20 protein-coding genes and 1 pseudogene are annotated in these 26,957 nt (G+C 50.7%); 11 read left to right on the forward strand and 10 right to left on the reverse strand.

Features of this window, described 5'->3' with window-relative positions; translation table 11 throughout:
- Positions 1–197 precede the first annotated feature (197 nt).
- The 5 genes from nudF to parE are packed head-to-tail and all read left to right on the forward strand — an operon-like array spanning position 198 to position 4,623.
- Positions 198–830, forward strand: coding sequence for an ADP-ribose diphosphatase (gene nudF, locus EC843_RS17530; protein WP_064540100.1), 633 nt, complete (start codon positions 198–200; stop codon positions 828–830).
- A gap of 2 nt (positions 831–832) precedes the next feature.
- Complete coding sequence (locus tag EC843_RS17535) at positions 833–1,255, forward strand: DUF1249 family protein (RefSeq protein WP_064540098.1); 423 nt, start codon at positions 833–835, stop codon at positions 1,253–1,255.
- A 25-nt stretch (positions 1,256–1,280) separates the two neighbouring features.
- Positions 1,281–2,108 (forward strand): 3',5'-cyclic-AMP phosphodiesterase, encoded by an 828-nt coding sequence (gene cpdA / locus EC843_RS17540; protein ID WP_064540096.1) that lies wholly within the window; start codon positions 1,281–1,283, stop codon positions 2,106–2,108.
- Positions 2,108–2,683 carry an esterase YqiA gene (gene yqiA / locus EC843_RS17545; protein WP_064540094.1) on the forward strand — a complete coding sequence of 192 codons (576 nt, stop codon included), beginning with the start codon at positions 2,108–2,110 and terminating at the stop codon, positions 2,681–2,683. Before cpdA ends, yqiA begins: the two co-directional genes overlap by 1 nt.
- Before the next feature lie 44 nt (positions 2,684–2,727).
- The gene (parE, locus tag EC843_RS17550) at positions 2,728–4,623 is read left to right on the forward strand and encodes a DNA topoisomerase IV subunit B (RefSeq protein WP_064540092.1); all 1,896 of its coding nucleotides are present in this window, start codon (positions 2,728–2,730) and stop codon (positions 4,621–4,623) included.
- A gap of 64 nt (positions 4,624–4,687) precedes the next feature.
- Here parE and EC843_RS17555 read toward each other — a convergent pair whose 3' ends face one another.
- The 6 genes from EC843_RS17555 to qseB all read right to left on the reverse strand — a co-directional run bounded on the left by EC843_RS17555 (position 4,688) and on the right by qseB (position 13,333).
- Positions 4,688–8,947, reverse strand: a complete 4,260-nt coding sequence (locus EC843_RS17555; protein ID WP_166642074.1) for an autotransporter outer membrane beta-barrel domain-containing protein — start codon at positions 8,945–8,947, stop codon at positions 4,688–4,690.
- 281 nt (positions 8,948–9,228) lie between these two features.
- Positions 9,229–10,149 (reverse strand): LysR family transcriptional regulator, encoded by a 921-nt coding sequence (locus EC843_RS17560; RefSeq protein ID WP_064540088.1) that lies wholly within the window; start codon positions 10,147–10,149, stop codon positions 9,229–9,231.
- Positions 10,150–10,270: 121 nt separating this feature from the next.
- Positions 10,271–10,588 carry a putative quinol monooxygenase gene (locus tag EC843_RS17565; protein ID WP_064540086.1) on the reverse strand — a complete coding sequence of 106 codons (318 nt, stop codon included), beginning with the start codon at positions 10,586–10,588 and terminating at the stop codon, positions 10,271–10,273.
- Between the two features lie 31 nt (positions 10,589–10,619).
- A complete protein-coding gene (locus EC843_RS17570; protein WP_064540084.1) occupies positions 10,620–11,201 on the reverse strand; it encodes an NAD(P)H-dependent oxidoreductase in 582 nt (193 codons plus the stop codon).
- A 120-nt stretch (positions 11,202–11,321) separates the two neighbouring features.
- Positions 11,322–12,677 (reverse strand): quorum sensing histidine kinase QseC, encoded by a 1,356-nt coding sequence (qseC, locus tag EC843_RS17575; RefSeq protein ID WP_064540082.1) that lies wholly within the window; start codon positions 12,675–12,677, stop codon positions 11,322–11,324.
- Entirely contained in the window at positions 12,674–13,333 is a 660-nt protein-coding gene (gene qseB, locus EC843_RS17580; RefSeq protein WP_133522731.1) for a quorum sensing response regulator transcription factor QseB, read from the reverse strand. The genes qseC and qseB overlap by 4 nt, the downstream gene beginning before the upstream one ends.
- Before the next feature lie 193 nt (positions 13,334–13,526).
- Between qseB and EC843_RS17585 the strand changes: the two genes are divergently transcribed.
- From EC843_RS17585 to EC843_RS17605, 5 genes and pseudogenes are all read left to right on the forward strand, one after another.
- A complete protein-coding gene (locus EC843_RS17585) occupies positions 13,527–13,931 on the forward strand; it encodes a NirD/YgiW/YdeI family stress tolerance protein (RefSeq protein WP_133522732.1) in 405 nt (134 codons plus the stop codon).
- Positions 13,932–14,092: 161 nt separating this feature from the next.
- Positions 14,093–16,363, forward strand: coding sequence for a DNA topoisomerase IV subunit A (gene parC, locus EC843_RS17590; RefSeq protein ID WP_064540076.1), 2,271 nt, complete (start codon positions 14,093–14,095; stop codon positions 16,361–16,363).
- Positions 16,364–16,512: 149 nt separating this feature from the next.
- Positions 16,513–17,268 (forward strand): 1-acylglycerol-3-phosphate O-acyltransferase, encoded by a 756-nt coding sequence (locus EC843_RS17595; protein ID WP_064540258.1) that lies wholly within the window; start codon positions 16,513–16,515, stop codon positions 17,266–17,268.
- 202 nt (positions 17,269–17,470) lie between these two features.
- A complete protein-coding gene (ftsP, locus tag EC843_RS17600; RefSeq protein ID WP_133522733.1) occupies positions 17,471–18,883 on the forward strand; it encodes a cell division protein FtsP in 1,413 nt (470 codons plus the stop codon).
- Positions 18,884–19,190: 307 nt separating this feature from the next.
- A pseudogene (locus EC843_RS17605) lies at positions 19,191–21,423 on the forward strand (YgiQ family radical SAM protein); the annotation flags it as partial.
- 215 nt (positions 21,424–21,638) lie between these two features.
- Here the strand turns inward: EC843_RS17605 and dkgA are convergent.
- Both dkgA and yqhD read right to left on the reverse strand, forming a co-directional pair.
- Positions 21,639–22,466 (reverse strand): 2,5-didehydrogluconate reductase DkgA, encoded by an 828-nt coding sequence (gene dkgA, locus EC843_RS17610; protein ID WP_064540070.1) that lies wholly within the window; start codon positions 22,464–22,466, stop codon positions 21,639–21,641.
- 130 nt (positions 22,467–22,596) lie between these two features.
- On the reverse strand, positions 22,597–23,760 hold the full coding sequence (gene yqhD, locus EC843_RS17615; RefSeq protein ID WP_064540068.1) for an alcohol dehydrogenase: 1,164 nt from the start codon (positions 23,758–23,760) through the stop codon (positions 22,597–22,599).
- 190 nt (positions 23,761–23,950) lie between these two features.
- Between yqhD and EC843_RS17620 the strand changes: the two genes are divergently transcribed.
- On the forward strand, positions 23,951–24,841 hold the full coding sequence (locus EC843_RS17620; RefSeq protein WP_064540065.1) for an AraC family transcriptional regulator: 891 nt from the start codon (positions 23,951–23,953) through the stop codon (positions 24,839–24,841).
- Positions 24,842–24,899: 58 nt separating this feature from the next.
- Here the strand turns inward: EC843_RS17620 and EC843_RS17625 are convergent, their stop codons facing one another.
- Positions 24,900–25,559, reverse strand: coding sequence for a DedA family protein (locus tag EC843_RS17625; RefSeq protein WP_064540063.1), 660 nt, complete (start codon positions 25,557–25,559; stop codon positions 24,900–24,902).
- A 180-nt stretch (positions 25,560–25,739) separates the two neighbouring features.
- Positions 25,740–26,927 (reverse strand): cystathionine beta-lyase, encoded by a 1,188-nt coding sequence (gene metC / locus EC843_RS17630; RefSeq protein WP_064540061.1) that lies wholly within the window; start codon positions 26,925–26,927, stop codon positions 25,740–25,742.
- Between the last annotated feature and the right edge of the window lie 30 nt (positions 26,928–26,957).

The raw sequence follows: 26,957 nt of genomic DNA on the forward strand, positions 1-26,957 counted from the left end.
TGAAGCAAAAAATTATTTGTAAGCGCTGACAAGAGCCGGAAATGATCGTCGATTTTAGCAGAGTCCGCCAGCTCAGGTGCTTGGCGTAATGTGCCATTGACTCTTAATTTTCATCAATCTATCACATAGGAAATGAAACGGCAGTCAAACTGGCTTGAAATTACTCATTTCATAACCATCAAAATCAGGAACCCATCATGACTAAGCAAAACAGTCAACTCGTCACATTAGCCAAAAACGATGTTGAAATTATTGCACGGGAAACGCTTTATAGCGGTTTTTTTTCTCTGGATCTTTATCGCTTCCGCCATCGCTTGTTTAATGGCGAAATGAGTGGCGAAATTTGCCGTGAAATTTTAGAACGCGGGCACGCCGCAGTACTGCTACCCTATGACCCTGTGCGAGACGAAGTTGTCTTAATTGAACAGATTCGGATTGCCGCGTACGACACCAGTGAAAGCCCGTGGCTGCTCGAACTTGTTGCGGGAATGATTGAAGAAGGTGAAAGCGTCGAGGACGTTGCGCGTCGTGAAGCAACTGAAGAAGCTGGAGTGATTGTCGGTCGTACCAAACCGGTTATCAACTACCTGGCAAGTCCTGGGGGGACCAGCGAGCGTTTATCGATCCTGGTTGGGGAAGTCGACGCTACCACCGCGAATGGCATACATGGTCTGGCAGATGAAAACGAAGACATTCGTGTTCATGTCGTAAGCCGGGAACAGGCTTATCAGTTAGTAGAAGAAGGGAAAATCGACAACGCGGCTTCAGTCATTGCACTGCTTTGGCTGCAATTGCATCATGAGAAATTAAGAGAAGAGTGGAATCGATAAATATGAAGCGCTATACACCTGACTTCCCTGAAATGATGCGCCTGTGCGAAACCAATTTCGCGCAACTCCGACGCTTGCTTCCTCGTCATGATGAAGTGGGTGAAAAAGTCACTTATCAGGTAAGTAGCGCTCAATATCGACTCTCTATCCTTGAGTCGACACGTTACACGACACTAGTACAAATCGAACAAACTGTTCCGGCGATAAGCTACTGGAGCTTACCGTCGATGTCGGTCAGGCTTTATCATGACGCCATGGTCGCGGAAGTGTGTTCAAGTCAGCAGATCTTTCGTTTCAAAGCACGGTATGATTATCCTAATAAAAAGTTGCATCAACGCGACGAAAAGCATCAAATTAATCAGTTTCTAGCCGATTGGCTGCGGTATTGTTTAGCGCATGGAGCGATGGCGGTTCCGGTTTGTTAGTGAGGGTGAAACCTAAGGACACCATTTGGAAAGCCTGTTAAATCTTCCTGTGGCCGGTGGGGGCCAGATCAGGATCTTGCAAATTACCGATACCCACCTGTTCTCTGGAAAGAACGAAACGCTGCTTGGTATCAATACCTGGATGAGCTATCAGGCTGTTATTGCCGCCATCCTCGCTGAGCAGCGTCAGTATGACCTAATTGTAGCTACTGGGGATTTAGCCCAGGATCACAGTGCGCAGGCCTACCAGCATTTTGTTGAAGGCATTGCGGAGATTCCTGCGCCCTGCGTTTGGCTGCCAGGCAATCACGATTTCCAGCCAGCCATGTTTAGCTCGTTGCTGGAAGCAGGGATTTCACCTGCGAAGCAAGTTTTCCTCGGTGATAACTGGCAAATCCTGCTGCTCGACAGCCAGGTATTTGGCGTCCCACATGGTGAACTGAGCGATTATCAGCTCGACTGGCTGGAGCGTAAACTCGCCGCTGAACCTGAACGCCATACGCTGCTATTGCTGCATCATCATCCTGTTCCTGCGGGTTGTAGCTGGCTTGACCAACATAGCCTGCGCAACGCCGCAGAGTTGGATAACGTTCTGCAAAAATTCCCGAAAGTGAAAACTCTGGTGTGCGGTCATATTCACCAGGAGCTAGATTTGGACTGGAACGGCAGACGAATGCTGGCGACGCCATCCACTTGTGTGCAATTTAAGCCGCACTGCTCAAACTTCACGCTCGACACTATTGAACCAGGTTGGCGTTGGCTGGAACTTCATCCAAACGGTGAAGTGACCACTGAGGTTTGCCGCCTGAAAGGTGCGGTGTTCAACCCAGATACCGCTTCAGAAGGGTATTGATGTCAACGCTACTTTACTTACACGGTTTCAACAGTTCGCCGCGTTCCGCTAAGGCTACCAGCTTGCAGGCCTGGCTTGCGCAGAACCATCCGCACATCAATATGATTATCCCAGAGCTCCCTCCGTATCCTGCCGATGCGGCAGAGCTGCTGGAGTCGCTGGTACTCAAGCATGGCGGTGAACCTCTGGGGGTTGTTGGCTCCTCTTTAGGTGGTTATTACGCCACCTGGTTAGCGCAATGTTTTATGCTGCCAGCGGTAGTGGTAAACCCTGCGGTACGGCCTTTTGAATTGCTTGTCGATTATCTGGGCACCAACGAGAACCCCTACACCGGGCAGCAATATGTGCTAGAGTCACGCCATATTTACGATCTTAAAGTCATGCAAGTTGACCCGTTAGAAGCGCCAGATCTCATCTGGTTGTTACAGCAAACGGGTGACGAAGTGCTTGATTACCGCCAGGCGGTGGCGTACTACACCCCCTGTCGACAGACGGTAGAGTCCGGTGGCAATCACGCCTTTGTAGGCTTCGAAGATTATTTCTCACAGATCATCGACTTCCTGGGCCTGCATTAATGCCTGATGTCGAATTCCTGTTTCGCAATCTGAACGAATAAACCATGACGCAATCCAGTTATAACGCCGATGCCATTGAGGTACTCACCGGGCTTGAGCCTGTTCGCCGCCGTCCCGGGATGTACACCGACACCACCCGTCCAAACCATTTGGGCCAGGAAGTCATTGATAACAGCGTGGATGAAGCGCTGGCAGGCCATGCGAAGCGTGTTGATGTTATTCTCCATGCCGATCAGTCATTAGAAGTCATTGATGACGGGCGAGGCATGCCGGTAGATATCCACCCGGAAGAGGGTGTTCCGGCTGTAGAACTCATTCTTTGTCGTCTGCACGCGGGCGGTAAATTCTCCAATAAAAACTACCAGTTCTCTGGTGGTTTGCACGGTGTTGGCATTTCGGTGGTTAACGCCTTGTCAAAACGTGTCGAAGTCACGGTGCGTCGTGATGCGCAGGTTTACAGCATCGCTTTTGAAAATGGCGATAAAGTCGAGGAACTGGCGGTGGTCGGGACCTGCGGCAAACGTAATACCGGCACCAGCGTTCACTTCTGGCCAGATGCCTCATTCTTCGACAGCCCACGTTTTTCCGTTTCCCGTTTAAGCCATTTGCTGAAAGCCAAAGCAGTATTGTGCCCTGGTGTTGAAATCACTTTTACTGACAAAGTGAACAATACCGAGCAGCGTTGGTGTTATCAGGATGGCCTGAAAGATTACCTGTGCGAAGCGATTAACGGCTTACCGACGCTTCCTGAATCACCATTTGTCGGCAATTATGCCGGTGATGTTGAACAGGTTGATTGGGCGCTGTTATGGCTGCCAGAAGGCGGCGAACTGCTGACAGAAAGCTACGTTAACCTGATCCCAACCATGCAGGGCGGTACTCACGTCAACGGTCTGCGTCAGGGGTTGTTGGATGCGATGCGTGAATTTTGCGAATACCGCAACATTCTGCCGCGCGGCGTGAAACTCTCAGCGGAAGATATCTGGGAACGTTGCGCCTACGTGCTGTCAGTGAAAATGCAGGATCCGCAGTTTGCCGGGCAAACCAAAGAGCGCCTCTCATCACGCCAGTGTGCCGCCTTTGTTTCCGGTGTCGTTAAAGATGCCTTCAGCTTGTGGCTGAACCAGAATATTCAAGTGGCGGAACAACTCGCAGAACTGGCGATTTCCAGTGCTCAACGCCGTATGCGTGCCGCTAAAAAAGTGGTGCGTAAAAAGCTAACCAGCGGCCCGGCATTACCTGGAAAACTGGCCGACTGCTCCGCGCAAGATTTGAGTCGTACTGAATTGTTCCTGGTGGAAGGGGATTCTGCAGGCGGTTCTGCCAAGCAGGCCCGTGACCGCGAATACCAGGCGATCATGCCGCTGAAAGGTAAGATCCTTAATACCTGGGAAGTATCTTCCGATGAAGTGCTTGCATCGCAAGAAGTGCACGATATTTCGGTAGCGATCGGCATCGATCCGGACAGTGAAGATCTGAGCCAGTTGCGTTACGGCAAAGTTTGTATCCTGGCGGATGCGGACTCCGATGGTCTGCACATTGCAACGTTGTTATGCGCGCTGTTCGTGCGCCACTTCCGCTCTCTGGTTCGCGGGGGTCACGTCTATGTGGCGATGCCACCGTTGTACCGCATCGATTTGGGCAAAGAGGTTTACTACGCGCTGGACGAAGAAGAGAAAGCCGGCGTGCTCGAGCAACTTAAACGTAAGAAAGGGAAACCGAACGTGCAGCGCTTTAAAGGGCTGGGTGAGATGAACCCACTGCAATTACGTGAAACGACGCTCGATCCCAATACTCGCCGCCTGGTACAGCTTACGATTGACGATGAAGATAACGATAAAACCATGGCAATTATGGATATGTTGCTAGCTAAAAAGCGTTCTGAAGATCGACGCAATTGGCTGCAAGATAAAGGCGACATGGCTGATATTGAAGTCTAATTATCGTATCAGGCGGGTGATGCAATACATCCCCGCCTGATAAAAACGCCAGTTCTTTCCCTTATCAGAACTTAATTTTTACACCCGCAATCCCGCCGTAATTGATGCTGTCCCCTTCAAACGACTTCTCTACGCTTAAAGAACCGGTGAGTGAAACTGACTCATTGATCTGATGATCAACGCCCGCATTTAATTGACCCCATGTTCCGGCGCTGTTGGTGACGAATGGAATGTCGCCTTGTTGAGAAGAAAATACGGTCTTTGTTTCTCCTCTGAATTCATGCAGGATCCCCGGACGTACCCAGGCCGTCGTTCTGGTGCGCTCCTCCTCCACTTTTTGTTTATCATCATGATGCCAGGTCTGATGGACGCGCAGGCTCAGACGCCCGGTCAGGGAATCTGCGTTACCGAATTTAACCGCAGATGCCTCGTCATGGGTGTTATCCAGTTTCACTTTTGAGTAAATCAACTGGGCCTGAGGCTCAATAAAGCGCTGTACGTCAGCGTCCGGCTGCCACGGATAACCCGCTTCCAGCGAGGCACTTAAACCATATCCTTTGGTTTTCATTGGGCTGAGATCGGTGGGGTTGGATTCAACATACAGTCGGTTGTATTGGGCGACGGCATCCAGATAGCTTCCCTTTGGTGTGAAGTGCGTCCAGTAACCGCCTAACCCCCATGATTTCAGGGTATTACGCCCGGCAAACTCGTTGTCAGTATCAGTGACTTTGCTGCTCATTTTGCCGATATTACCAAGCACTCCAGCAAAATTTGAACTCCCGTCATCTTTACTTTCACGATACAAATCAATGCCTAACTGAATGGCGCTCAATGAGAATCGAGACTGCGGGCCATCAAAGTCGGATTTCCCATTTTTAAAAATCACCCGTCCCCAACTCATATGTGGCGATTCGGTTGCCTCAGTGATTTTCTCCACGCTGGCAAACTGTTCGCCAGTTCGCTCATGCAGGCTATCGACCAGCATCCGGCTATACAGTAATGCCTGTTGAGGAATGACCTGATACAGCGATGTTTCTGCCCGATAATCTGGCACAGCAATCGGCTGTTGAGGAGCCGCAGGCGCTTCGGGTTTAAGATTATCAACTGGCGGTTCTTCTACTGGCGTGAAATCAGCTGGCGGTGGTGATGGCGGCAGAGGAAGAGGAAGCTCGCTATCGTCAATGATGCCAGGCAACTGCTTATGCGAGCGCAGATACCAGGCTTCTTCATTGCTGCCATCAACACTTGAACGGTAAAGCGAGTATTCATACGGTCCTGCTTTCACTTTGCTGAGCAGGCTAAAAGCTTCTGTTGCCGTTGTCGCACCGCTAATGGTATCTACAACTTTGATACCGTTACCATGAGTGAGAGCGCCACTGCCATCGGTATTGGTGATTTTTAGGCTGGTGGAGCCGTCGGCATGGCCGCCATCGACAACTAATTGATCCGATGGTGAATTATCGCTGTGCAAATGGGTGTTTAACGCAATCGTTCCGTTGTCGCCGTGATAGTTATTCACCGTCAACGTCTTGTAGCGGTTATTTTCTGGTGTACTGAAGTTGATCAGGCTTTGATTATTCGTCAACTGGCTGAGCACCGAATTGCCTGTCAAAAACCACAGGCTGGTATTGTTTAATGAAACATCAGAAAACGCATTTTCCTCGGTTAGTGCAGCCCCCGTGAAGAGACTTCCTGACGCGTTGATGCTGGCATTTCCTGGCAACATCACCCCATTTTTTACCTGCAACCACTGGCTTTCCCCCGTCACACGGCTATTTTGCATTTCAATATCTGCATAACCCGTGGTTTCAATACCATGGCCGTGCTCGCTGGTCAGAATGCTGTTATTGAGGGTGGCTAACCCTGGATTAGTGGCTGTACCCTGGGCTGCCAGGGCAGCAGAACTATCACCATGGGTGGCGACAGAAATATTATCGCCCTGAACATACCCGCCATTGCTGGCGAGAATACCGGCAGCATGAGCACCTTCGGTTTGAACCACGGTATTTTTAGCGTGTAGATTGGCTCCTGCTTCCGCCCAGAGACCGCGCGAGTTATCGCCGTGGGTATTTAGCGTGACGTTATCCAGCGCCATCTCAGCGGTTTCTGCTTTATATTTGCGGCCGACAAATGCGCCGCTCGCATTATTGCCGAGTGTCTCGATCGTAACATTACTGGCTGTCAGGCTAACGTTACCGGGTTTTGCCGCACCAATTCCGGCATACAAACCGATGGAGTTATCACCCTCAGTTTTGACGGTTGTATTCTTCAGAATAATATTCCCACCGTCATCTGCCGTTGCGCCATAAGCCTGCGTGCCTTTTGTCTGCAGGGTGGTGCCATCCACCGTCAGCAAAGAACCGGCGTTACGGGAAGCCACGGCATGCGGGAAGGTGAGGTTGGATTGCACAGGTGAGCCATTGCCTGTTGTCATCACACTTCCTCCCGTCACATTCACCGTTGCGCCAGCATCAGCCACAATTCCCATCGCATTATCGTTACCCGAAGTATTGATATGGGTGTGGGTGATTGACGCGGTGCTATTTGCGACCCCAATTCCGGTGCCGTAATTACCCGAGGTGGTAATTCGTGAGCTGTTCACCTCAAGCTGGCTACCGTTACTGGCGCTAATACCACTACTGGGATTCTGCGTGGTGAAGACTTCGCTGTCTGTTAAAATCAGTGAGGACCCCGCACCTTGCAGCAAGATCCCTGGAGACCACGGCCCGATAGCGTTAGGAGCGGCGGTGGCGGTTATTTTGCTTTCGCTAATCTCGGCTGTAGCGCCATCAACAATATTCATTCCAGAGCTGCGTGCGCCGCGTGTTTCTATCGTTGTACCACTGACCTGCGTATGCGAACCGGAACCTTCTACTGAGATACCGTGGCTTTGCATCCCGGAAGTACTGATTTGGGAGTTTATGACAGAAACAGAGGCGCCAGCCATGGCCCGCGCAGCTGCTGTTGAGTGCAACGCATTTCCCTGGCCGCTGACGTTGATAGTGCTATTAGCAAGGGAGATGGCACTGTTTTCCCCTTCAGCGCGGCTCCCACCCTGGTTTACGCCAGAAACGTTTATTGTCAGATTTGAACCAGAGATGTTTGCGCCAGAAAGCGCATGCAGCGCGGCGGTTGTGGTTGTGCTCGAGGCATTGCCGGTACTTTCTATCGTACTATCCTGCAAGCTAATACGGGCATTGTCTTCAGCTCTTGCGGCGCTGGCACTCGCTGCGGTGGTGGTGAGTTGTAGACCCTTTCCGCGGATAGATGTCGCGCTGTCACTTGCCAACAACACATGACTTATACTGAGGGACTTTTCATTATCCACTGGCGTGGTTGCTGACGCTGCGGCACCGGCAGTGGTGATGGCCGTGCCATCATGCAGCGTAGCCGTTGCGCCAGTTCTTGCCCAGACACCGACTGCACCTTTGCCTGCTGTTTGAATCGAACCGCCATCAATGTCGCCGTGCGTTGTTGCCCCATCTAAAAGTACGCCGTGGCCGTAAACTCCTGCTGTATCAATGGCAGTTTCTTGGAGAGTAATTTGGCTGCTGTCTTGTGCTTTGATTCCGTAGGCTGAAGCTCCAAGTGTGCTGATGGTGGCATTTTCAGCATTTAGCCTGCTATCCGTGCCGCTGACATACACACCGTGGCTTCCTCCAGTTGTTGTACTTCTGGCTCCCGTGGTCAGGACTTCACTGCTATTAGTCAGCTTGACTGCACCGCCTTGTGTCACCGTGATGCCCACCGTTCCCCAGGAGGCAGTTTGTACTTTGGAATGATCCAGCACGGCCTGCGAACCAGCTCCTGACACCACAACGGCGCGGTTATTATTTCCCTTCGCCCCGCCGCCTACGGTGACTGCCGAGTCTTTGAGGTTGAGATGCCCCCCTGATTCCACCAGCATTGCGGTCATATCATTGGCGGTGATGGTTGCACCTGCCAGCGTTTTGGGGTCGAGCAATACCTCGGTTTCCAGTAAATCGACACCGCTTGTAGAAAATACGTGCACACCGATTTGGTCTTTGGAACCTGCAGCCGAAACGGCATTATTCTTGATGCTACCTCTGGCCAGTGAAACAATCCCGCCGTCGCCCATTTTGATGCCTGCGGTATTGGCAACGCTCATTTTTATCGTTTCATCATTGTACAAACCCCGGGTACAAATCCCGGCAGTACCAATAGTATTCACCAACCTTTCGGTAGCACTGACGTCAACACAACCAAAACTCAGCACACCAACGATTAATCCGGCGGAGGTTTTAAGCACAATTTTGTGGCGGTTATGGGAGATGTTAGCGGGCGATATCTTAATAATTTTCATACGAGTGCCTCTACGATAGTCTGGTTTGAATATGCCGGGCCTCGCTAAGGGAATGTCATTGTTCTCCGCGGTAAATCGGCAGTAATTCATTGCATGACAGTTGCACGGTATTAAATAGAAATAAAACCGTGTCAGGGAATGGAAGTGATTGATATTTATCTGTCTGGGACGCAGGCATTATACGGCCAGTAATTAGATATGGGATTACTCGGGTTTAATTGCGGATTTAGTTTTATTATTGCGCTGTTGTGTTGTTTATTAATGGCATTGCTTTCAATAACCTAATTATTCTTCATTGCCTCCAAAAACTGCATGAAACTGGCTTTCTTCTCCAGTTCTTTTCGATAGACCAGATAGACGCTAATTTTCTGTACCGGGAATAAGGGTGTTAATTGCCTTAATTTGAAAATATCCCGATAACGAGTAAAGGCATCCTGGGTGATGAAGCCAATACAATCGGTTTCCGACAGTAGGGTGAGAAGCATCAATATCGAATTAGTTTCAAAGGCAACCTGGGCATTTTTCAAGGTTGCCAGCAAAGATTGTTTACGCTGATAAATCATTTCATCACCGGTGAGATGGGTGACCATATCCATATTTTTTAAATCGTCAATGCTAATCGATGTTTTTTGAAAAGGATTATCCTGGCGGCACACTAGCACTGGTGTTAATTCACAGAATAAGACGCAGGTTAATGTGGTACTGACGACCGGTGCACCTGAGAAAACTAAATCAGCTTTACGCAAATTAAGCAAACCCACAGCATCGGGAATGCCGAGAATAGTTTCGATGTATTTTATTTTAAAGTTAAGTTTTGCCAGCTTTATTTTAATTAATGCAGATGACAAGTTATGCACAGCGACAGAGAATGGAGAATAGATAACCCATGTTTCTCGTTTATTGGTTTGCTTACTTCTGGCTATGGAATCACTCATTATTTCTAAAGTTTGTTTTAGCTGAGTGTAAAGGTCATCGGCAAATACTGTGGGGGCGATGGTGTTTCCATGGCGAATAAATAAAGGGTCTTCGAAATGAAGACGTAACTTTCGTAAGGCATGGCTAACAGACGGTGGGGTGACCTCAAGAATTTCAGAGACTTCAGTAATGCTTCGTGTCGAGTAAATCAAACAAAAAGTGGTTAACAGATTAAGATTAAAACTGGCTAGTTTTAGAACTTTATCGGAAACCATATTCGTTTTCATTTCTTGCCTCGCTACAAACTTGGGGTAAAAGGTAGCTTAGCAGATATTAAGAAATGCGAATCTTGCAGCCAAAAAAAGGAGCAGGTGTAAACACCGCTCCCGTTATTTCGTCGTCAGCTGATTACTTAATCGCGTCTTCCAGAATATGGATATGAACATCCAGAACATCGTCTTTGACAGCGGCACTGTGAGCTTTCATATGCGGGGTTTGCAGATGGGCTTCAAGGTGAGCCACAGTTTCCCATTTTTCCAGCATAAACACGGAATCTGGTGCGGCTGTCTGGAAGGCGACTTGCGCATTATGATCCACCAGCGGCGCATAACCGAAGCAACCTTCTTCTTCGAGCACAGTAGGAATAATTTTTGCAAAAGCATCTATCACCGCCTGGCGATGATGGGCGCCTGGACGGGTACGAATTTCAGCTATTACTGTTAGCATGACTGACTCCTTCATTTAAACACGGCAACAGTTAAGCAAAAATTTGGCCGAGATGCTCGCGGTATTCTGCGATAAAACGCGGAACATCAGGGACTTTCATCACATCGTTAGCGATAAAGGTCGGCAGGCCTTCCATACCGAGGAACTGGTTAGCTTTATGGAATGGCAGATAAACGCCATCAACACCCACGCCATGGAAGAACTGCTCTTTGTCTTCAAAGGCTTGTAACGGGGCGTTCCAGGTCAGGGAAAGCATATAAGTTTTGCCCTGAATCAGACCACCGGAACCGTATTTTTTCTCAGCGTCTGAACGGGTACGGCCATCGCTGGCATACAGAGAACCATGACCCTCAGTAAATACATCATCGATGTATTTTTTCATGGTCCACGGCGCGCCCATCCACCAGCCCGGCATTTGGTAAATCACGGTATCGGCCCACAGATATTTTTCGACTTCTTCTTTGACGTCGTACTCGCTGTCGGTACGCGTAACCAAAACATCATGCCCGAGGTCGCGCAAAAAACTTTCCGCGACGTCGGTCAGGGTGTCATTAAGTTGGCCGTTTGAGTGGGCGAATTTTTTCGCGCCATTGATAATCAGAATGTTGCTCATAGTTAGTCCTCGAATTATTGCGTATGGCGCGGAGTGTACCGTGATCAATGTCACTGTAAAATGCCACATACAGGCAAAGACTTTTGCTAAAAACGCAATAATCCGAATGTGAAACCCTTTTTACCAACGTATCCGAACCTCGAAACCGCCGTTACTGGTGTTCATAAAGAGAGCTTGCATTCCATGCAAAGAAGCAATGCGCCGCACTATAGATAACCCCAGCCCGCTGCCGGTTTTTTCCTGTCCTGGTGGGCGGAAGAACCGTTCACCCAATGAAGTTAAAAACTCCGGACTGACGCCTGGCCCGTTGTCAGTAATCGTTATTTCGTGACTTTGCAGAACGACGTCTACCACGCAACCGCGCGGGCTGTAACGTATAGCGTTATCCAGCAAGTTTCTGACCATTAAACTTAGCAACAACGGTTGCCCCTGACGTTTCACGCTCGGGTCTTGTACATCAAGACGAATATCAATGCCTGCACGTAGTGCCTCGTGCCAGGCGTCCATCACGGCATTTTGCAGCAAGAGTTGAAAGGCGACTTCCTGCACATCATCCAAACTCGCTAAAGAGTCCAGGCGTGATAGCGTCAGCAACTGATCAACCAGGCGAGTGGCGCGATCGATTCCCGCACTGAGATTATTGAGGGCATGATCGCGTACTGGCTCGTCATGCTGCGCAAGCTGCGCGACTTCGGCCTGCACTTTTAATGCGGCAAGAGGGCTGCGCAGCTCGTGTGCTGCATCGGAGGTAAAACGCCGTTCGCGCTGCATCAATTCCCCGGTGCGCGAAAAGAGCTGATTGAGTGCAATAACCAGTGGCCGCACTTCTTGTGGCAAGGTTTGGGTCGGGAGCTCGCGGTCATCGTCAGGTTTGCGGGTACGTAACTGATTCGCTAGTTTGTGAAGTGGGGCAAGGGCGCGGCTAACCAACCATACGAGTAGTAGTAAAATCAGCGGTAGCGCGATAAGCCATGGGGTGATTTGCGACAATACAATATCCAGCGCCAGATCTTCCCGATACTCCCATTCCTGTCCCACCACAATCCGATATTTCCCATCTGGTGTGGTGACCCACACCATGCGCCACATATCGTCGTCGCCAGCTAGTTTTCCGTCTGTAAATCCGTCGCGCTGGTAGCGCCAGATGAGGTTGCGGCCATTGTCTCCATCGTTGAGTAACAGCTTTCCATCAGCGGTATATATGGCGAAGGCCAGCGTGTCGTCGTCTTGCTTACCACGATGGTTGGAAATCATGGTTTTAGTGCGCGGTAATTGTGCATCACCTTGCACGCCATCCAGTTCTAATGCACTCAGGCGTTTAGCAAACAGCACCTGCTGAGTGTCAAACAGTTTGTTTAGCGTTTTACTGGTTTGATGCCAGGCGGCAATGCTTGCGCCAACCCATGCTACAAGGGTCAGCAAAATGTACCCGGCAATTAATCTGGCGCGTAAACTTTGAGTCAGTGTTTTTATCATTCTTCGCCCAACGTATAACCAATTCCGTGCACTGTGCGAATAAAGCCGCTACCGAGTTTGCGGCGTAAATGATGGATGTGTACTTCCAGAGCGTTTCGGGAAACGTCGTCATCCCAGTTATAAAGTTTTTCTTCAATAAGTGTGCGTGGTAATACGCGCCCGGCGTTACGCATGAATAATTCCAGCAAGGCAAACTCTTTGGGTTTTAACTGCAACGGCCCTCCATCGCGAGTGACGGTTAATTTAATCGGGTCGAGCTCAACCCCTGCATGGAATAACGTCGATTGTGCTTGCCCATGATTGCGACGAATTAAAACCTGCAGCCGGGTGGCAACTTCTATTAACGCAAAGGGTTTACACAAGTAATCATCGGCACCGAGCTGCAACCCCTCAACCCGTTGTTCCAGCGTGTCTCTGGCAGTTAGAATGAGTACCGGTTCAGTTTGGCCACTACGACGCCATGTTTTTAGAATATCCAGCCCGTCGATTCCTGGCAGGCTTAAATCGAGAACTGCTGCATCGTAAGGAGCCAGACCAAGTGCCGACTGGCCTTGCTGGCCATCGGTGAACCAGTCGACAGTAAAGCCCATTTTGGTGAGTCCAGCTTTTAATCCATCACCAATGAGCTTATCGTCTTCAATGAGTAATACGCGCATGCGTTGTCCCTTACTGTCTATTTAGCGGAAGTTAATAACTTTTGCGCAGGTGTGTACAGGGGAAAAATACGATGCTTCGGCAAGCTGCGCAATTTTCTAAAAAATACGATTTCTCAGGGAGAAATTAAGATCGCGTTAAGATCTCTCCGGTTAAATAGCATTCAGAAATTCATTCATATAAGGAAAATAAACGATGAAAAAAGTAGCCGCTATTTTGACTATTCTCGCAATCACCGCAGCACCTGCACTAGCTGCAAATCAAGGCGGGTTCTCTGATCCGAATACCGCTCCGGCCGCCACACAAACTCAAGCCGCGGGCGGCTTTGTCGGTCCAAGTGGCAGCAATACCACGGCGGCACAGGCGAAGTCATTGTCTGATGATACTTGGGTCACTTTGCGCGGTAAGATTGAGTCCCGCATCGGCGGTGACCACTACATCTTCCGCGATACCTCCGGCACAATTAACGTCGATATCGACCAGAAACGCTGGAACGGCCAGACCATCACCCCACAAGATAATGTTGAAATTCAAGGGGAAGTGGACAAAGACTGGAACTCCGTTGAAATCGACGTGAAACAAATTACTAAAGTGAAATAATTCTCTGTAATGAGCCGCAATTTGCGGCTCATTTCTTATCGCTGTGCTTCACCTAAAGATACTCACTCCTCTGTGACTACGACTGCCAGATAAGGTACTATCGGCGGCAATTACGCCGTTTGTGGCCACATGCGGCTCGTCAGTTTGAGGATGAATAATTAATGAGTGATTTAACTCATGATGGTGCAGAACGCCTTGCGCTGCACGAATTCACGGAAAATGCGTATCTCAACTATTCCATGTACGTCATTATGGACCGCGCTCTGCCGTTCATTGGTGATGGCTTAAAGCCGGTACAGCGTCGCATCGTCTATGCGATGTCAGAGTTGGGGTTAAGCAACAGCGCTAAATTCAAAAAATCAGCCCGTACCGTCGGTGACGTTCTGGGTAAATACCATCCGCACGGCGATAGTGCCTGTTACGAAGCGATGGTTCTGATGGCGCAGCCGTTCTCTTACCGCTACCCGTTAGTTGACGGGCAGGGGAACTGGGGGGCTCCGGATGATCCGAAATCCTTCGCTGCGATGCGTTATACCGAGTCGCGACTGTCAAAATATGCGGAAGTCTTGCTGGGTGAGTTAGGGCAGGGGACGGTCGACTACGTGCCGAACTTTGACGGCACCATGCAGGAGCCGAAAATGCTACCTGCGCGCCTGCCTAATATCCTGCTCAATGGCACCACTGGCATTGCAGTCGGCATGGCAACAGACATCCCGCCACATAACTTGCGAGAAGTGGCGAAAGCCGCAATCACCCTGATTGACCAGCCGAAAACCACGCTCGATGAGCTGTTGGATATCGTGCAGGGGCCGGACTACCCAACCGAAGCCGAAATCATCACCCCGCGTGATGAAATTCGTAAAATCTACCAGAATGGCCGCGGTTCTGTGCGTATGCGCGCAGTCTGGAAAAAAGAAGATGGCGATGTGGTGATTACCGCGTTACCTCACCAAGTTTCCGGCGCGCGCGTGCTGGAGCAAATTGCCAATCAGATGCGTGCTAAAAAGCTGCCGATGGTTGAAGACTTGCGCGATGAGTCGAACCACGAAAACCCGACGCGCCTGGTGATTGTTCCACGTTCCAACCGTATCGACGTCGAACAGGTGATGAACCACCTGTTTGCTACTACCGATCTTGAGAAAAGCTATCGCATCAACCTCAATATGATCGGACTGGATAATCGTCCATCGGTGAAAAACCTGCTGGAAATCCTGACTGAGTGGCTGGTTTATCGTCGCGAAACGGTGCGTCGTCGCCTGAGTTATCGTCTGGAGAAAGTGCTCAAACGCCTGCACATCCTTGAAGGTTTGCTGGTCGCGTTCCTCAATATTGACGAAGTGATTCACATTATTCGTACCGAGGACGAACCCAAGCCCGTGTTGATGTCGCGTTTCGAATTAAGCGAAACGCAGGCTGAATCTATCCTCGAGCTGAAATTGCGCCACCTCGCAAAACTCGAAGAGATGAAAATTCGCGGCGAGCAGAGCGAGCTGGAAAAAGAGCGTGACCAATTGCAGGGCATTCTGGCGTCCGAACGCAAAATGAATACCTTGCTGAAGAAAGAGTTGCAGGCCGATTCAGATGCTTATGGCGACGATCGTCGTTCACCGCTGCGTGAACGTGGTGAAGCGAAAGCCATGAGCGAACATGATATGACTCCGTCCGAACCGGTCACCATTGTGCTCTCACAAATGGGCTGGGTGCGTAGCGCTAAAGGCCATGACATTGACGCGCAAGGACTTAACTATAAAGCAGGCGATAGCTTCCTTGGTTCGGCTAAAGGGAAGAGCAACCAGCCAGTGGCATTTATTGACTCCACCGGACGCAGCTACGCACTTGACCCAATAACGTTACCATCGGCACGTGGCCAGGGTGAGCCGCTGACCGGTAAACTCACGCCACCACCGGGTGCGGTTGTCGAGCATGTCTTAATGGCGCCAGACGACCAAAAACTGCTGATGGCATCTGATGCGGGCTACGGTTTCGTTTGTACCTTCAACGATTTAGTGTCGCGTAACCGTGCGGGTAAAACGCTGATTTCATTGCCGGAAAATGCGAAAGTGATGCCGCCGATGGAAATCTCAAGCACTGACGATATGCTGCTGGCGATTACCGCTGCAGGCCGCATGCTGATGTTCCCGGTCGCTGATTTGCCGCAACTTTCCAAAGGCAAAGGGAATAAAATTATCTCTATTCCTTCTGCGGAAGCGGCAAAAGGTGATGACAAACTGGCACATTTGTTTGTCTTACCGCCACAAAGCACGGTCACGCTGCATGTTGGCAAACGCAAAATTAAACTCCGTCCAGAAGAACTGCAGAAAATCACCGGTGAGCGCGGTCGTCGCGGTACGCTGATGCGTGGTCTACAACGCATTGATCGTGTTGAAGTTGATTCACCTCAGCGTGCTAGTGCGGGCGACAGCGAAGAGTAATCGAATTCTGGCGGTCGTCAGGCCGCCGGAACGATGTGTTTTGTGCTAAAGCAGGTCATATATCCGCGATATTTCAGGTGCAGGTGGGGCGACTGCTCCTCCTGGAATTTAGGGTATACTTGTCAGCGGTTTTGGCTTTTGAGGTTGTTATGCTATCCATCGTACGTTTTATAATCGTAATAATTTATTGCCTGCTGGTGTGCATTTTTGGCTGCATTTATTGCTTGTTCAGCCCACGTAACCCACGCCATGTTGCTACGTTTGGTCATCTTTTTGGGCGTCTTGCGCCTGTCTTTGGTTTGAAAGTTGAAACCCGTTTGCCTGAGGGCGTAGAAAATCATCCGACGGCGATTTATATCTGTAACCATCAGAATAATTTCGACATGGTGACGGCGGCTAGTATTGTGCAGCCACCGACGGTGACCGTTGGGAAAAAAAGCCTGTTGTGGATCCCGTTCTTTGGCCAAATTTATTGGCTTACCGGGAATATGCTTATCGACCGTGATAATCGTACCAAAGCGCTCAGCACCATTTCCCAGGTTGTGGCGCAAATTCAGAAACGTAATGTGTCGGTGTGGATGTTCCCGGAAGGGACTCGCAGCCGTGGCCGTGGCCTGCTGCCATTTAAAACCGGTGCATTCCATGCCGCAATTGCTGCTGGCGTCCCAATTATTCCGGTGTGTGTTTCCAACACCAGCAATAAAATTAAACTGAACCGTTTGAATAATGGTTTAGTTATTGTCGAAATGCTGCAGCCGATTGATATCAGCCATTACGGTAAAGACCAGGTGCGTAAACTTGCCACCGATTGCCGTGAAATTATGATGGCAAAAATCGATGAACTAAATAAAGAAGTCGCGGAGCGAGAAGCCTCCGGTCGAGTTGAAAGCAAACAAGCGAACTGAACCGGATTGTTGACAAAGGTCACTAAACCGGTGCTGTAGGGTGGATAAGCGGTCGCGCCATCCACCATTTTCGCCAGTTTTGTCGGATGGCGCTGTGCTTATCCTACCTACGAAGAGGTTTGTCATCCGTTTCACCGAGCGCTTTTATTTTGGCGGTACGTGTTGTGCCGCCCCACGTTAGTCAGTTTCACATGGAGTTATTATGTCACTCAGTCGGCGTCAGTTTTTACAGGCATCAGGAGTCGCACTATGTGCAGGCTCGGTGCCACTGAGGGCAAATGCGGCAGGTATGCAGCAACCTTTACCCGTTCCTCCTTTACTGGAGTCTCGCCGTGGTCAGCCTTTATTCCTGACGTTACAACGGGCACATTGGTCATTTACTGGCGGCGCTAAAGCACCCGTTTGGGGCTTGAATGGACGTTATCTTGGGCCGACTATCCGCGTATGGAGCGGCGATGACGTGAAGATGATTTACAGCAATCGTCTGCAAGAAAACATCGCCATGACGATTGCCGGTTTGCAAGTGCCAGGCCCGTTAATGGGGGGGGCGGCACGAATGATGTCGCCAAATGTAGACTGGGCTCCTGTTCTGCCAATTCGCCAGCAGGCTGCTACATTGTGGTATCACGCTAACACCCCAAACCGCACCGCGAAACAGGTCTACAATGGCCTGGCGGGGATGTGGCTTATCGAAGATGAAGTCAGCAAATCGTTACCTATTCCCAACCATTATGGCGTCGATGACTTCCCGGTAATCATTCAGGATAAGCGTCTTGATAACTTCGGGGCGCCTGAATATGAAGAGCCGGGTAGTGGTGGTTTTGTGGGGGATACGCTGCTGGTGAATGGTGTGCAAGGGCCGTATGTCGAGGTCTCTCGCGGTTGGGTGCGTTTGCGTTTGCTTAACGCCTCGAACTCGCGCCGCTATTTGCTACAAATGAGCGATGGCCGTGCGATGCACGTGATTTCAAGCGACCAGGGTTTTCTCCCGGCACCTGTTGCTGTTAAGCAACTTTCACTGGCACCGGGCGAGCGTCGCGAGATTCTGGTTGATATGACCGACGGCAAAGAGGTGTCGATAACCTGCGGTGAAGCCGCCGGTATCATGGACAGGATCCGTGGCTTCTTTGAACCCTCAAGTATTCTTATCTCCACGCTGGTTCTCACCCTTCGTGCAACCGGTTTGCTGCCTTTGGTAACCGATACGTTACCAATGCGTCTGCTACCGGAAGAGATTATCAACGGTAACCCATCACGTAGCCGTGATATTGCGCTGGGTGATGACCCTGGTATTAACGGCCAACTGTGGGATATGAAGCGCATTGATATTCAGACTCAGCAAGGCACCTGGGAGCGCTGGACGGTGCGTGCTGATATGCCGCAATCTTTCCATATCGAAGGTGTGAGCTTCCTGATTAAAAACGTCAATGGTGCGGCACCGTTTGGTGAAGACCGAGGCTGGAAAGATACGGTTTGGGTTGATGGGCAAGTCGAGCTACTCGTGTACTTTGGCCAACCTTCCTGGGAACATTTCCCGTTCCTTTATTCCAGCCAAACGCTGGAAATGGCGGACCGTGGCTCTATTGGGCAGTTGTTAGTGCAGCCTGCGCCGTAAACCACCCTCACCCTGGCCCTCTCCCTGAGGAAGAGGGAAGATTCGGTATCCACCCTCGATCACTGAGGGAGAGGGACGATTCGGTGTCCGCCCTCGATCACTGAGGGAGAGGGAAGATTCGGTATCCGCCCTCGATCACTGAGGGAGAGGGAAGATTCGGTGTCCGCTCTCGATCACTGAGGGAGAGGGAAGATTCGGTGTCCGCCCTCGATCACTGAGGGAGAGGGAAGATTCGGTGTTCCCCCTCTCCTGAGGGAGAGGGTTGGGGTGAGGGCAAGAAAACATTGATCGCCCGCAATAATCCTTCATTTATTACCCAATAAAAGCGTATAATCGCCGGCTTTGGTTATTTTTAAATCATTTTTTATTCATTTTTCGGAAGCATTATGAGCTCTATAAGCTTGATCCAGCCCGATCGCGAACTCTTTTCGTGGCCTCAATACTGGGCAGCCTGTTTTGGCCCGGCACCGTTTTTACCCATGTCACGTAAGGAAATGGACGATTTAGGCTGGGATAGCTGTGACATCATTCTGGTTACCGGAGATGCTTACGTTGACCATCCAAGTTTTGGTATGGCGATTTGTGGCCGTATGCTGGAAGCCCAGGGTTTCCGCGTGGGGATCATCGCCCAGCCTGACTGGAACAGTAAAGAAGACTTCATGCGCCTGGGTAAACCGAACCTGTTCTTCGGGGTGACTGCGGGTAACATGGATTCGATGATCAACCGCTATACCGCTGACCGCAAACTGCGTCATGACGATGCGTATACGCCTGATAACGTGGCAGGTAAACGCCCGGATCGCGCCTCACTTGCTTATACCCAACGCTGCAAAGAAGCCTGGCGTGATGTGCCGGTTATCCTTGGCGGTATTGAAGCGAGCCTGCGCCGTACAGCGCACTACGATTACTGGTCTGATACCGTTCGTCGTTCCATTCTGGTGGATGCCAAAGCCGACATGTTGATTTTCGGCAACGGTGAACGTCCGCTGGTGGAAGTGGCTCATCGCCTGGCAATGGGCGAGAAAATCGACGAAATCGGCGATGTGCGTAACACCGCGATGATGCGTAAAGAAGCGATGCCAGGTTGGTCTGGCGTGGATTCTACGCGTCTGGATATGCCTGGTCGTATCGACCCCATTCCACACCCTTACGGTGAAGATTTGCCTTGTGCAGAAACCGGTAAACCGGAAAAGCCAATCAACGAAGCGAAAGCGATTGTTGTGAAGCCTGCACCGATGAAACCGTGGGAAAAAACCTACGTGTTGCTGCCGTCGTACGAAAAAGTTAAAAACGACAAAGTTCTCTACGCGCACGCTTCACGTATTTTGCACCATGAAACCAACCCTGGTTGTGCTCGTGCGTTGATGCAAAAACACGGTGACCGTTACATCTGGATTAACCCGCCAGCCATCCCGCTTTCCACCGAAGAGATGGACAGTGTGTTTGCTCTGCCTTATAAGCGCGTTCCGCATCCTGCGTATGGCAAGGCGCGTATTCCTGCGTATGAGATGATTCGCTTCTCGGTGAATATCATGCGTGGTTGCTTTGGTGGCTGTTCGTTCTGTTCCATCACCGAACACGAAGGCCGCATTATTCAGAGCCGTTCTGAAGATTCGATCATCAGCGAAATTGAAGCGATGCGCGATACGGTGCCTGGCTTCACCGGCGTGGTTTCCGATCTGGGTGGCCCAACAGCTAACATGTATATGCTGCGCTGCAAATCGCCACGTGCGGAACAAACCTGCCGCCGTCTGTCGTGCGTCTATCCGGACATTTGTCCGCACATGGACACAAACCATGAGCCGACGATCAACTTGTATCGCCGCGCCCGTGAGATTAAAGGTGTTAAGAAGATCCTGATCGCTTCCGGTGTTCGTTACGACATCGCGGTAGAAGATCCTCGCTATATCAAAGAACTGGCGACGCACCACGTTGGTGGATATCTGAAGATTGCCCCGGAACATACCGAAGAAGGGCCGCTTTCTAAGATGATGAAACCGGGTATGGGCAGCTATCAGCGCTTCAAAGAGCTGTTTGACACCTACTCTAAACAAGCTGGAAAGGAGCAGTACCTGATTCCGTATTTCATCTCGGCGCACCCTGGTACGCGCGATGAAGATATGGTGAATCTGGCGCTATGGCTGAAGAAAAACCGTTTCCGTTTGGATCAGGTACAGAACTTCTATCCGTCACCGCTGGCGAACTCCACCACCATGTATTACACCGGCAAGAACCCGCTGGGTAAGATCAGTTACAAGAGTGAAGAAGTTGTGGTGCCGAAAGGTGACCGCCAGCGTCGTCTGCACAAAGCGCTGCTGCGTTATCACGATCCTGCTAACTGGCCGATGATTCGTGAAGCGCTGGAAGAGATGGGTAAAAAGCACCTGATCGGTGGCCGTCGTGAATGTCTGGTGCCTTCGCCAACGCTTGAGGAGATGCGTGAAGCGCGTCGCTACAATCGTGGTGCTCGTCCGGCACTGACAAAACATACGCCAATGACACATCAGCGTCGTGCTCCGCAAGCGGGCGCGAAGCCTGCTGCGGGTGCGAAACCTAACGTGGGTGCAAAACCAGCGGCTAAAGCTGCGTCGAAGCCTGCGAACAGAAAGCGTCCGGCATAGTTAATGCCCTCACCCTAACCCTCTCCCACAGGAGAGGGGACTGCTCGGTTTTCTCCCTCTGCCCCAGAAGAGGATTACCACGGTTTTCTCCCTCTCCATCAGGGAGCGGGCCGGGGTGAGGGCCGTACTAAACGTTAACTCCCAAACACATCAGGGTCTGGTCCCAGACGCTTACTGCTATCCAACTTCGCAATCTCGCTTAACTCGTCTTTATCAAGACGGAAATCAAACACGTTAAAGTTCTCAGCAATACGCGCTGGCGTCACCGATTTCGGGATAACCACCAGACCGCTATCCAGGTGCCAGCGAATCACAATTTGTGCCGGTGTTTTGCCGTATTTATCGGCCAGGTCGCGGATGATTTTCTTATCGAACACACCGTCACCACCCTGAGCCAGCGGGCTCCAGGACTCGGTCTGAATCTTGTGTGTGGCATTCCAGGCATGAAGTTGACGCTGTTGCAGCAACGGATGGAGTTCTATCTGGTTGATTACCGGTGAGACACCCGTTTCATCAATCAAACGCTGAAGGTGGTTGAGCTGGAAGTTACACACGCCAATGCTTTTAACCAGGCCTAGTTTTTGCAGCTCAATCATCCCTTTCCAGGCTTCAACATAATGATCTTTGCTCGGCACCGGCCAGTGCATCAAATAGAGGTCGACATAATCCAGTTGCAGTTTTTCGAGGCTATCTTCCAGCGCCTGGCGTGGACGTTGTTGATCGTCGTTCCACAGTTTGGTGGTGATAAACAGCTCTTCACGCGGAATGCCCGCTTGTTTTAGCGCACTGCCCACGCCGTCTTCATTCTTATACGCGGCGGCGGTATCAATCGATCGATAGCCGACTTCCAGCGCTTTATCGATGGCAATCAGAACTTGCTCGTTGCTGGCTTGCCAGACACCGAGGCCCAATTGCGGCATTACATTTCCATCCTGGAGCTTGATTACAGTTGGAGTCGCCATGTATTCCTCCTTAATGATTAAACTCACATAATTCAAGTTGCAGGGGCGTTGGCTAATCCTGCAACCTGAATTATTTAGGGTTTAAGTCTGGACCAAATACTCAAAAACGAGAACCAATTGACTAAATTACTTAGCGTGCAGCTTCGTAAATACGACGGCTCACGTCCAGAGTAATGTCCTGGCGCTCACCCAATTTAGTCATGCCTTTTTCTTCCAGTTTTACCAGCAGAGCCGGAATGGTGCTGCCATCCAGACCGTAGGCAGACAGGCGAGTTGGCGCGCCCATTTGCTCGAAGAAATTGCGCGTTGCAGCAATCGCCGCATCAATACGTTCTTCTTCAGAACCTGCAGTGATATTCCACACGCGCTCAGCATATTGCAGCAGTTTGCCGCGTTTCTCGTTACGTTTTTCGTTCAGCAACGATGGCAGAACCACCGCCAGAGTTTGCGCGTGATCCAGTCCGTGCATCGCGGTCAGTTCGTGACCCAGCATATGAGTTGCCCAGTCTTGCGGTACGCCAGCACCAATCAGGCCGTTTAACGCCATGGTCGCCGCCCACATTACGTTGGCACGAACGTCATAGTTTTCAGGTTCTTTCAGCGCTTTCGGGCCATCTTCAACCAGAGTTAACAGAATGCCTTCGGCAAAACGGTCCTGCACTTTGGCGTTTACCGGATAAGTAATGTATTGCTCAACGGTATGCACAAACGCATCCACCACACCATTTGCGACCTGACGTGGTGGCAGCGTGTAGGTATAAACCGGATCAAGCACCGCAAAGACAGGCTGCACGTGTTCAGACATAAATGCCTGTTTGTCGCCTGTAGTACGGCGAGATACGACAGCACCTTTGTTAGATTCAGAACCGGTTGCTGGCAGTGTCAGAACAGAGCCCATTGGGATGGCGCTTTTCACATCATTGCCGTGAGTCAGCAGAATATTCCATGGGTCGATATCAGCCGGGTAGTTGGCTGCCGCGGCGATGAACTTAGTACCATCCAGCACAGAACCACCGCCGACGGCTAACAGGAAAGTGACTTTCTGCTGGCGAACGATTTCGACTGCTTTCATCAGCGTTTCGTAAGTCGGGTTCGGTTCGATACCGCTAAACTCCAGCACGTCCAGCCCTTCAAGTTGGGAGTAAACCTGGTCCAGTACGCCATTTTTCTTCACGCTGCCGCCGCCGTAGGTAATCAGAACGCGGGCACCTGCTGGAATTTGTGCACGCAGTTCGGAAACAGCGCCTTTACCAAACAGGATGCGAGTCGGGGTGTGTAGGTTGAAGTTGTTCATTATTGGTTCCCTTTGCTTGGGTAAACAGAGATTGCTTATCGCATTTGATGGTAGCCATTGTCGGCCTCGGGTGGCTATCTCTCAATGCTTATTCCTGCCTTTATCTTGCCTATTTCTCCTGGGTGCTGGAGAAATGAAAGAATTAGTTGCACACTGACATCGGTAGAAAAGCCATGCGGAGCGCAGGAAAATGAAGCGGAAGGCGATTTGTCAGCAGTTAACTAACAAAATTAATTTATTGATACAAAAAGAAAATAGTGGCCTGAGTTCTCTGCCAAACGTTAGCTTACTGTATGGCACGAAACCCTATGCGCGCACGCCAGTTATGTATGAGCCGGGGATCATTATTCTCTTTTCCGGCCATAAAACGGGTTATCTGAATGATCGCGTGTTTCGCTATGATGCCAACGAATACCTGCTATTGACCGTCCCACTCCCTTTTGAATGTGAAACCTTTGCTACCCCTGAAGTACCGTTGGCCGGACTGCGCATTAATATTGATATTTTGCAGCTTCAGGATTTGCTGATGGATATCGGCGAAGATGATTTATCGCACCCGCAAACCTGCTCGACCGGGATTAACTCCGCCCAGCTATCTGAAGAAATCCTTTGTGCTGCCGAGCGCTTGCTGGACGTGCTGGAACACCCGCTCGATGCGCGTATCTTGGGCAAACAAATTATCCGCGAGATTCTCTATCACATTCTGGTGGGGTCATGCGGTGCGGCACTGCTGGCGCTGGTTAGCCGGCAGACGCATTTCAGCCTGATAAGCCGGGTGCTCAGGCGCATTGAAACGCAGTACACAGAAAACCTGTCGGTGGACCAACTCGCCGCAGAAGCGAACATGAGTGTTTCGGCGTTTCATCACAACTTTAAGTCGGTCACCAGCACCTCGCCGCTGCAATATCTCAAGAGTTACCGTTTGCACAAAGCGCGAATGCTGATTTTGCATGATGGGATTAAAGCCAGTACCGCGGCGATTCGTGTCGGGTACGAAAGTGCATCGCAGTTTAGCCGCGAGTTTAAGCGTTACTTTGGTGTGACGCCGGGGGAAGATGCTGCGCGGATGCGGGTGATTTAAAGGAAAGTGAACAGCGTTAGCGGGGTGGATAATGTCACGTTATCCACCCTGTAATGTCTTATGCCGGGTTAAATTTTTTCTTGATGACCACAAACAGAGTACCCACAAGTCCTGCTACCAGCAGCGCCATCGGTAGCACCATCAGGCAAGTCATCACCTGATCTTCATGGCGTTTCACAAATGGAATCATGCTCAGGGCAAAGCCCAGACTCGTCACACTGCCGACCCATAACAGTCCACTTAACCAGTTAAACACCTGGAAGCGACGATTGCTGAGCCCAGAAATCCCCGCCATGGTAGGCAATAACGTGCGGACAAACGCTAAAAAGCGGCCCGCTAACAAAGCGGCTAACCCGTGCCGGTCAAACATCACCGTCGCCCGCTGGTGGTATTGCGGTGGTAGTTGCTTCAGCCAGCTTTTCACTATTTTGGTATTACCGAGCCAGCGCCCTTGTGCGTAGCTCAACCAGCAGCCAAGGCTCGCCGCCGCGGTGAGGATCAATAAGGTGGGGACAAAACCCATCACCCCTTTCGCCACTAAGGCTCCCGCGAGTAACAGCAGACTGTCGCCCGGCAAAAATGAGGCGGGTAGTAATCCATTTTCGAGAAACAGCGTCGCAAACATGACGCAATAAACCACTCCAACAACATGAGGGTCCGCGAGTGCAGCAAAATCATGTTGCCAAAGCGCCTGAACAATATTGTGTATAACAGCCATGGCAAATCCTGTGGAACCGCTTTATTGGGCGCACCTAAATCTAAAGTCATTAGCTTAGGCGCACCTTAATTTTAGGGACATAGTGTAACGCTAAATGGCCTGCGACACCTTGATCACAGGCTCAACAAATCACCATGAAAGCAAAAAAACTGTTCTTTGCGGTGTCCACATTTGGCAATTTTAGGCGATACGCTGGAAACCTGCGTCCAGATCGGCAATCAGGTCGTCCACATTCTCCAGCCCGATATGAACACGCACCAGCGTTCCGGTGAAGTCTATTCCCCCGGCAGGGCGAATCTCCGCCAGTTCTTCTGGCTGGTTGGCCAGAATCAGCGATTCATATCCGCCCCATGAATAGGCCATACTAAAGTAGTTGAAATTGTCCAGGTAGCTTTGATACTGGTCATTATTCAAACGCTTTTTAAGCACAAATGAGAACAAGCCGCTGCTCCCTGTAAAGTCTCGTTTCCAAAACTCGTGGCCTTTGCTGCCTGGCAATGCAGGATGATTGACGCGCTCAACCTGCGGATGTTGCGCCAGCCATTCGGCAATTTTCAGGCTGCTTTCATGATGTTGACGCAGACGCACGCCTAATGTGCGCAAACCACGGCTGGTCATATAAGCAGTATCTGCATCCAGCATTTGCCCCATCAGATACGAGTTCTCACGCAACTGATCCCAGCAGCGGGCGTTTGATACCGCCGTTCCGACCATCGCATCCGAATGGCCAATCAGGTATTTGGTTCCCGCCTGAATTGAAATATCAATGCCGAAATCCAGCGCTTTAAACAAAATGCCCGCCGCCCAGGTGTTATCGATCATGATGATGGCGTCAGGGGCCACGCTGCGTATCGCCTGAACAATGGCTGGAACGTCATGTACTTCCATTGTTATCGAACCAGGCGATTCCAGAAATACAACTTTAGTATTGGGTTGCACGAGTTGGGCAATGCCTGCGCCAATCATCGGGTCAAACCAGGTGGTCGTGACGCCGAGTTTAGCGAGGATTTTGGTGCAGAAATCCTGGCTGGGTTCGTAGGCGGAGCCGGTCATCAGCACATTATCGCCATGTTCGACAAAGGCCAGAATCGCATTGGCGACGGCTGCGGCACCGCAAGGGTAAAGTGCGCAACCCGCACCGCCTTCCAGTTCGCACATGGCTTCTTGCAACGAGAAGTGGGTCAGGGTGCCACGGCGACCATAAAACAGCTCGCCTTTCGCGCGGTTTGCCGTGGCCTGTTTTTTGGCTTCGACGGTTTCAAAAACCAATGATGACGCGCGTTGAATGACGCTGTTAACCGAACCCTGGGTGAATTTTTTATCGCGCCCGGCATTAACCAGCGCCGTTTCAATGTGCTTGTCAGTCATGTTCACTTTGCCCTATTTAACCATCTGGAT

Origin of the sequence: Buttiauxella sp. JUb87, from assembly GCF_004361975.1 — a bacterium.
In the GTDB taxonomy this organism is placed as follows: Bacteria; Pseudomonadota; Gammaproteobacteria; order Enterobacterales; family Enterobacteriaceae; genus Buttiauxella; species Buttiauxella ferragutiae.

Bases quoted from the DNA above. Each gene is read 5' to 3' on its own strand.
- EC843_RS17620 (WP_064540065.1), top strand. From the start codon at position 23,951: ATGAAGCGGAAGGCGATTTGTCAGCAGTTAACTAACAAAATTAATTTA.
- ftsP (WP_133522733.1), top strand. From the start codon at position 17,471: ATGTCACTCAGTCGGCGTCAGTTTTTACAGGCATCAGGAGTCGCACTA.
- EC843_RS17595 (WP_064540258.1), top strand. From the start codon at position 16,513: ATGCTATCCATCGTACGTTTTATAATCGTAATAATTTATTGCCTGCTG.
- qseB (WP_133522731.1), bottom strand. From the start codon at position 13,333: ATGCGCGTATTACTCATTGAAGACGATAAGCTCATTGGTGATGGATTA.
- EC843_RS17625 (WP_064540063.1), bottom strand. From the start codon at position 25,559: ATGGCTGTTATACACAATATTGTTCAGGCGCTTTGGCAACATGATTTT.
- yqiA (WP_064540094.1), top strand. From the start codon at position 2,108: ATGTCAACGCTACTTTACTTACACGGTTTCAACAGTTCGCCGCGTTCC.
- metC (WP_064540061.1), bottom strand. From the start codon at position 26,927: ATGACTGACAAGCACATTGAAACGGCGCTGGTTAATGCCGGGCGCGAT.
- EC843_RS17585 (WP_133522732.1), top strand. From the start codon at position 13,527: ATGAAAAAAGTAGCCGCTATTTTGACTATTCTCGCAATCACCGCAGCA.
- yqhD (WP_064540068.1), bottom strand. From the start codon at position 23,760: ATGAACAACTTCAACCTACACACCCCGACTCGCATCCTGTTTGGTAAA.
- EC843_RS17535 (WP_064540098.1), top strand. From the start codon at position 833: ATGAAGCGCTATACACCTGACTTCCCTGAAATGATGCGCCTGTGCGAA.
- EC843_RS17565 (WP_064540086.1), bottom strand. From the start codon at position 10,588: ATGCTAACAGTAATAGCTGAAATTCGTACCCGTCCAGGCGCCCATCAT.
- EC843_RS17570 (WP_064540084.1), bottom strand. From the start codon at position 11,201: ATGAGCAACATTCTGATTATCAATGGCGCGAAAAAATTCGCCCACTCA.
- EC843_RS17555 (WP_166642074.1), bottom strand. From the start codon at position 8,947: ATGAAAATTATTAAGATATCGCCCGCTAACATCTCCCATAACCGCCAC.
- dkgA (WP_064540070.1), bottom strand. From the start codon at position 22,466: ATGGCGACTCCAACTGTAATCAAGCTCCAGGATGGAAATGTAATGCCG.
- nudF (WP_064540100.1), top strand. From the start codon at position 198: ATGACTAAGCAAAACAGTCAACTCGTCACATTAGCCAAAAACGATGTT.
- parE (WP_064540092.1), top strand. From the start codon at position 2,728: ATGACGCAATCCAGTTATAACGCCGATGCCATTGAGGTACTCACCGGG.
- EC843_RS17560 (WP_064540088.1), bottom strand. From the start codon at position 10,149: ATGAAAACGAATATGGTTTCCGATAAAGTTCTAAAACTAGCCAGTTTT.
- parC (WP_064540076.1), top strand. From the start codon at position 14,093: ATGAGTGATTTAACTCATGATGGTGCAGAACGCCTTGCGCTGCACGAA.
- qseC (WP_064540082.1), bottom strand. From the start codon at position 12,677: ATGATAAAAACACTGACTCAAAGTTTACGCGCCAGATTAATTGCCGGG.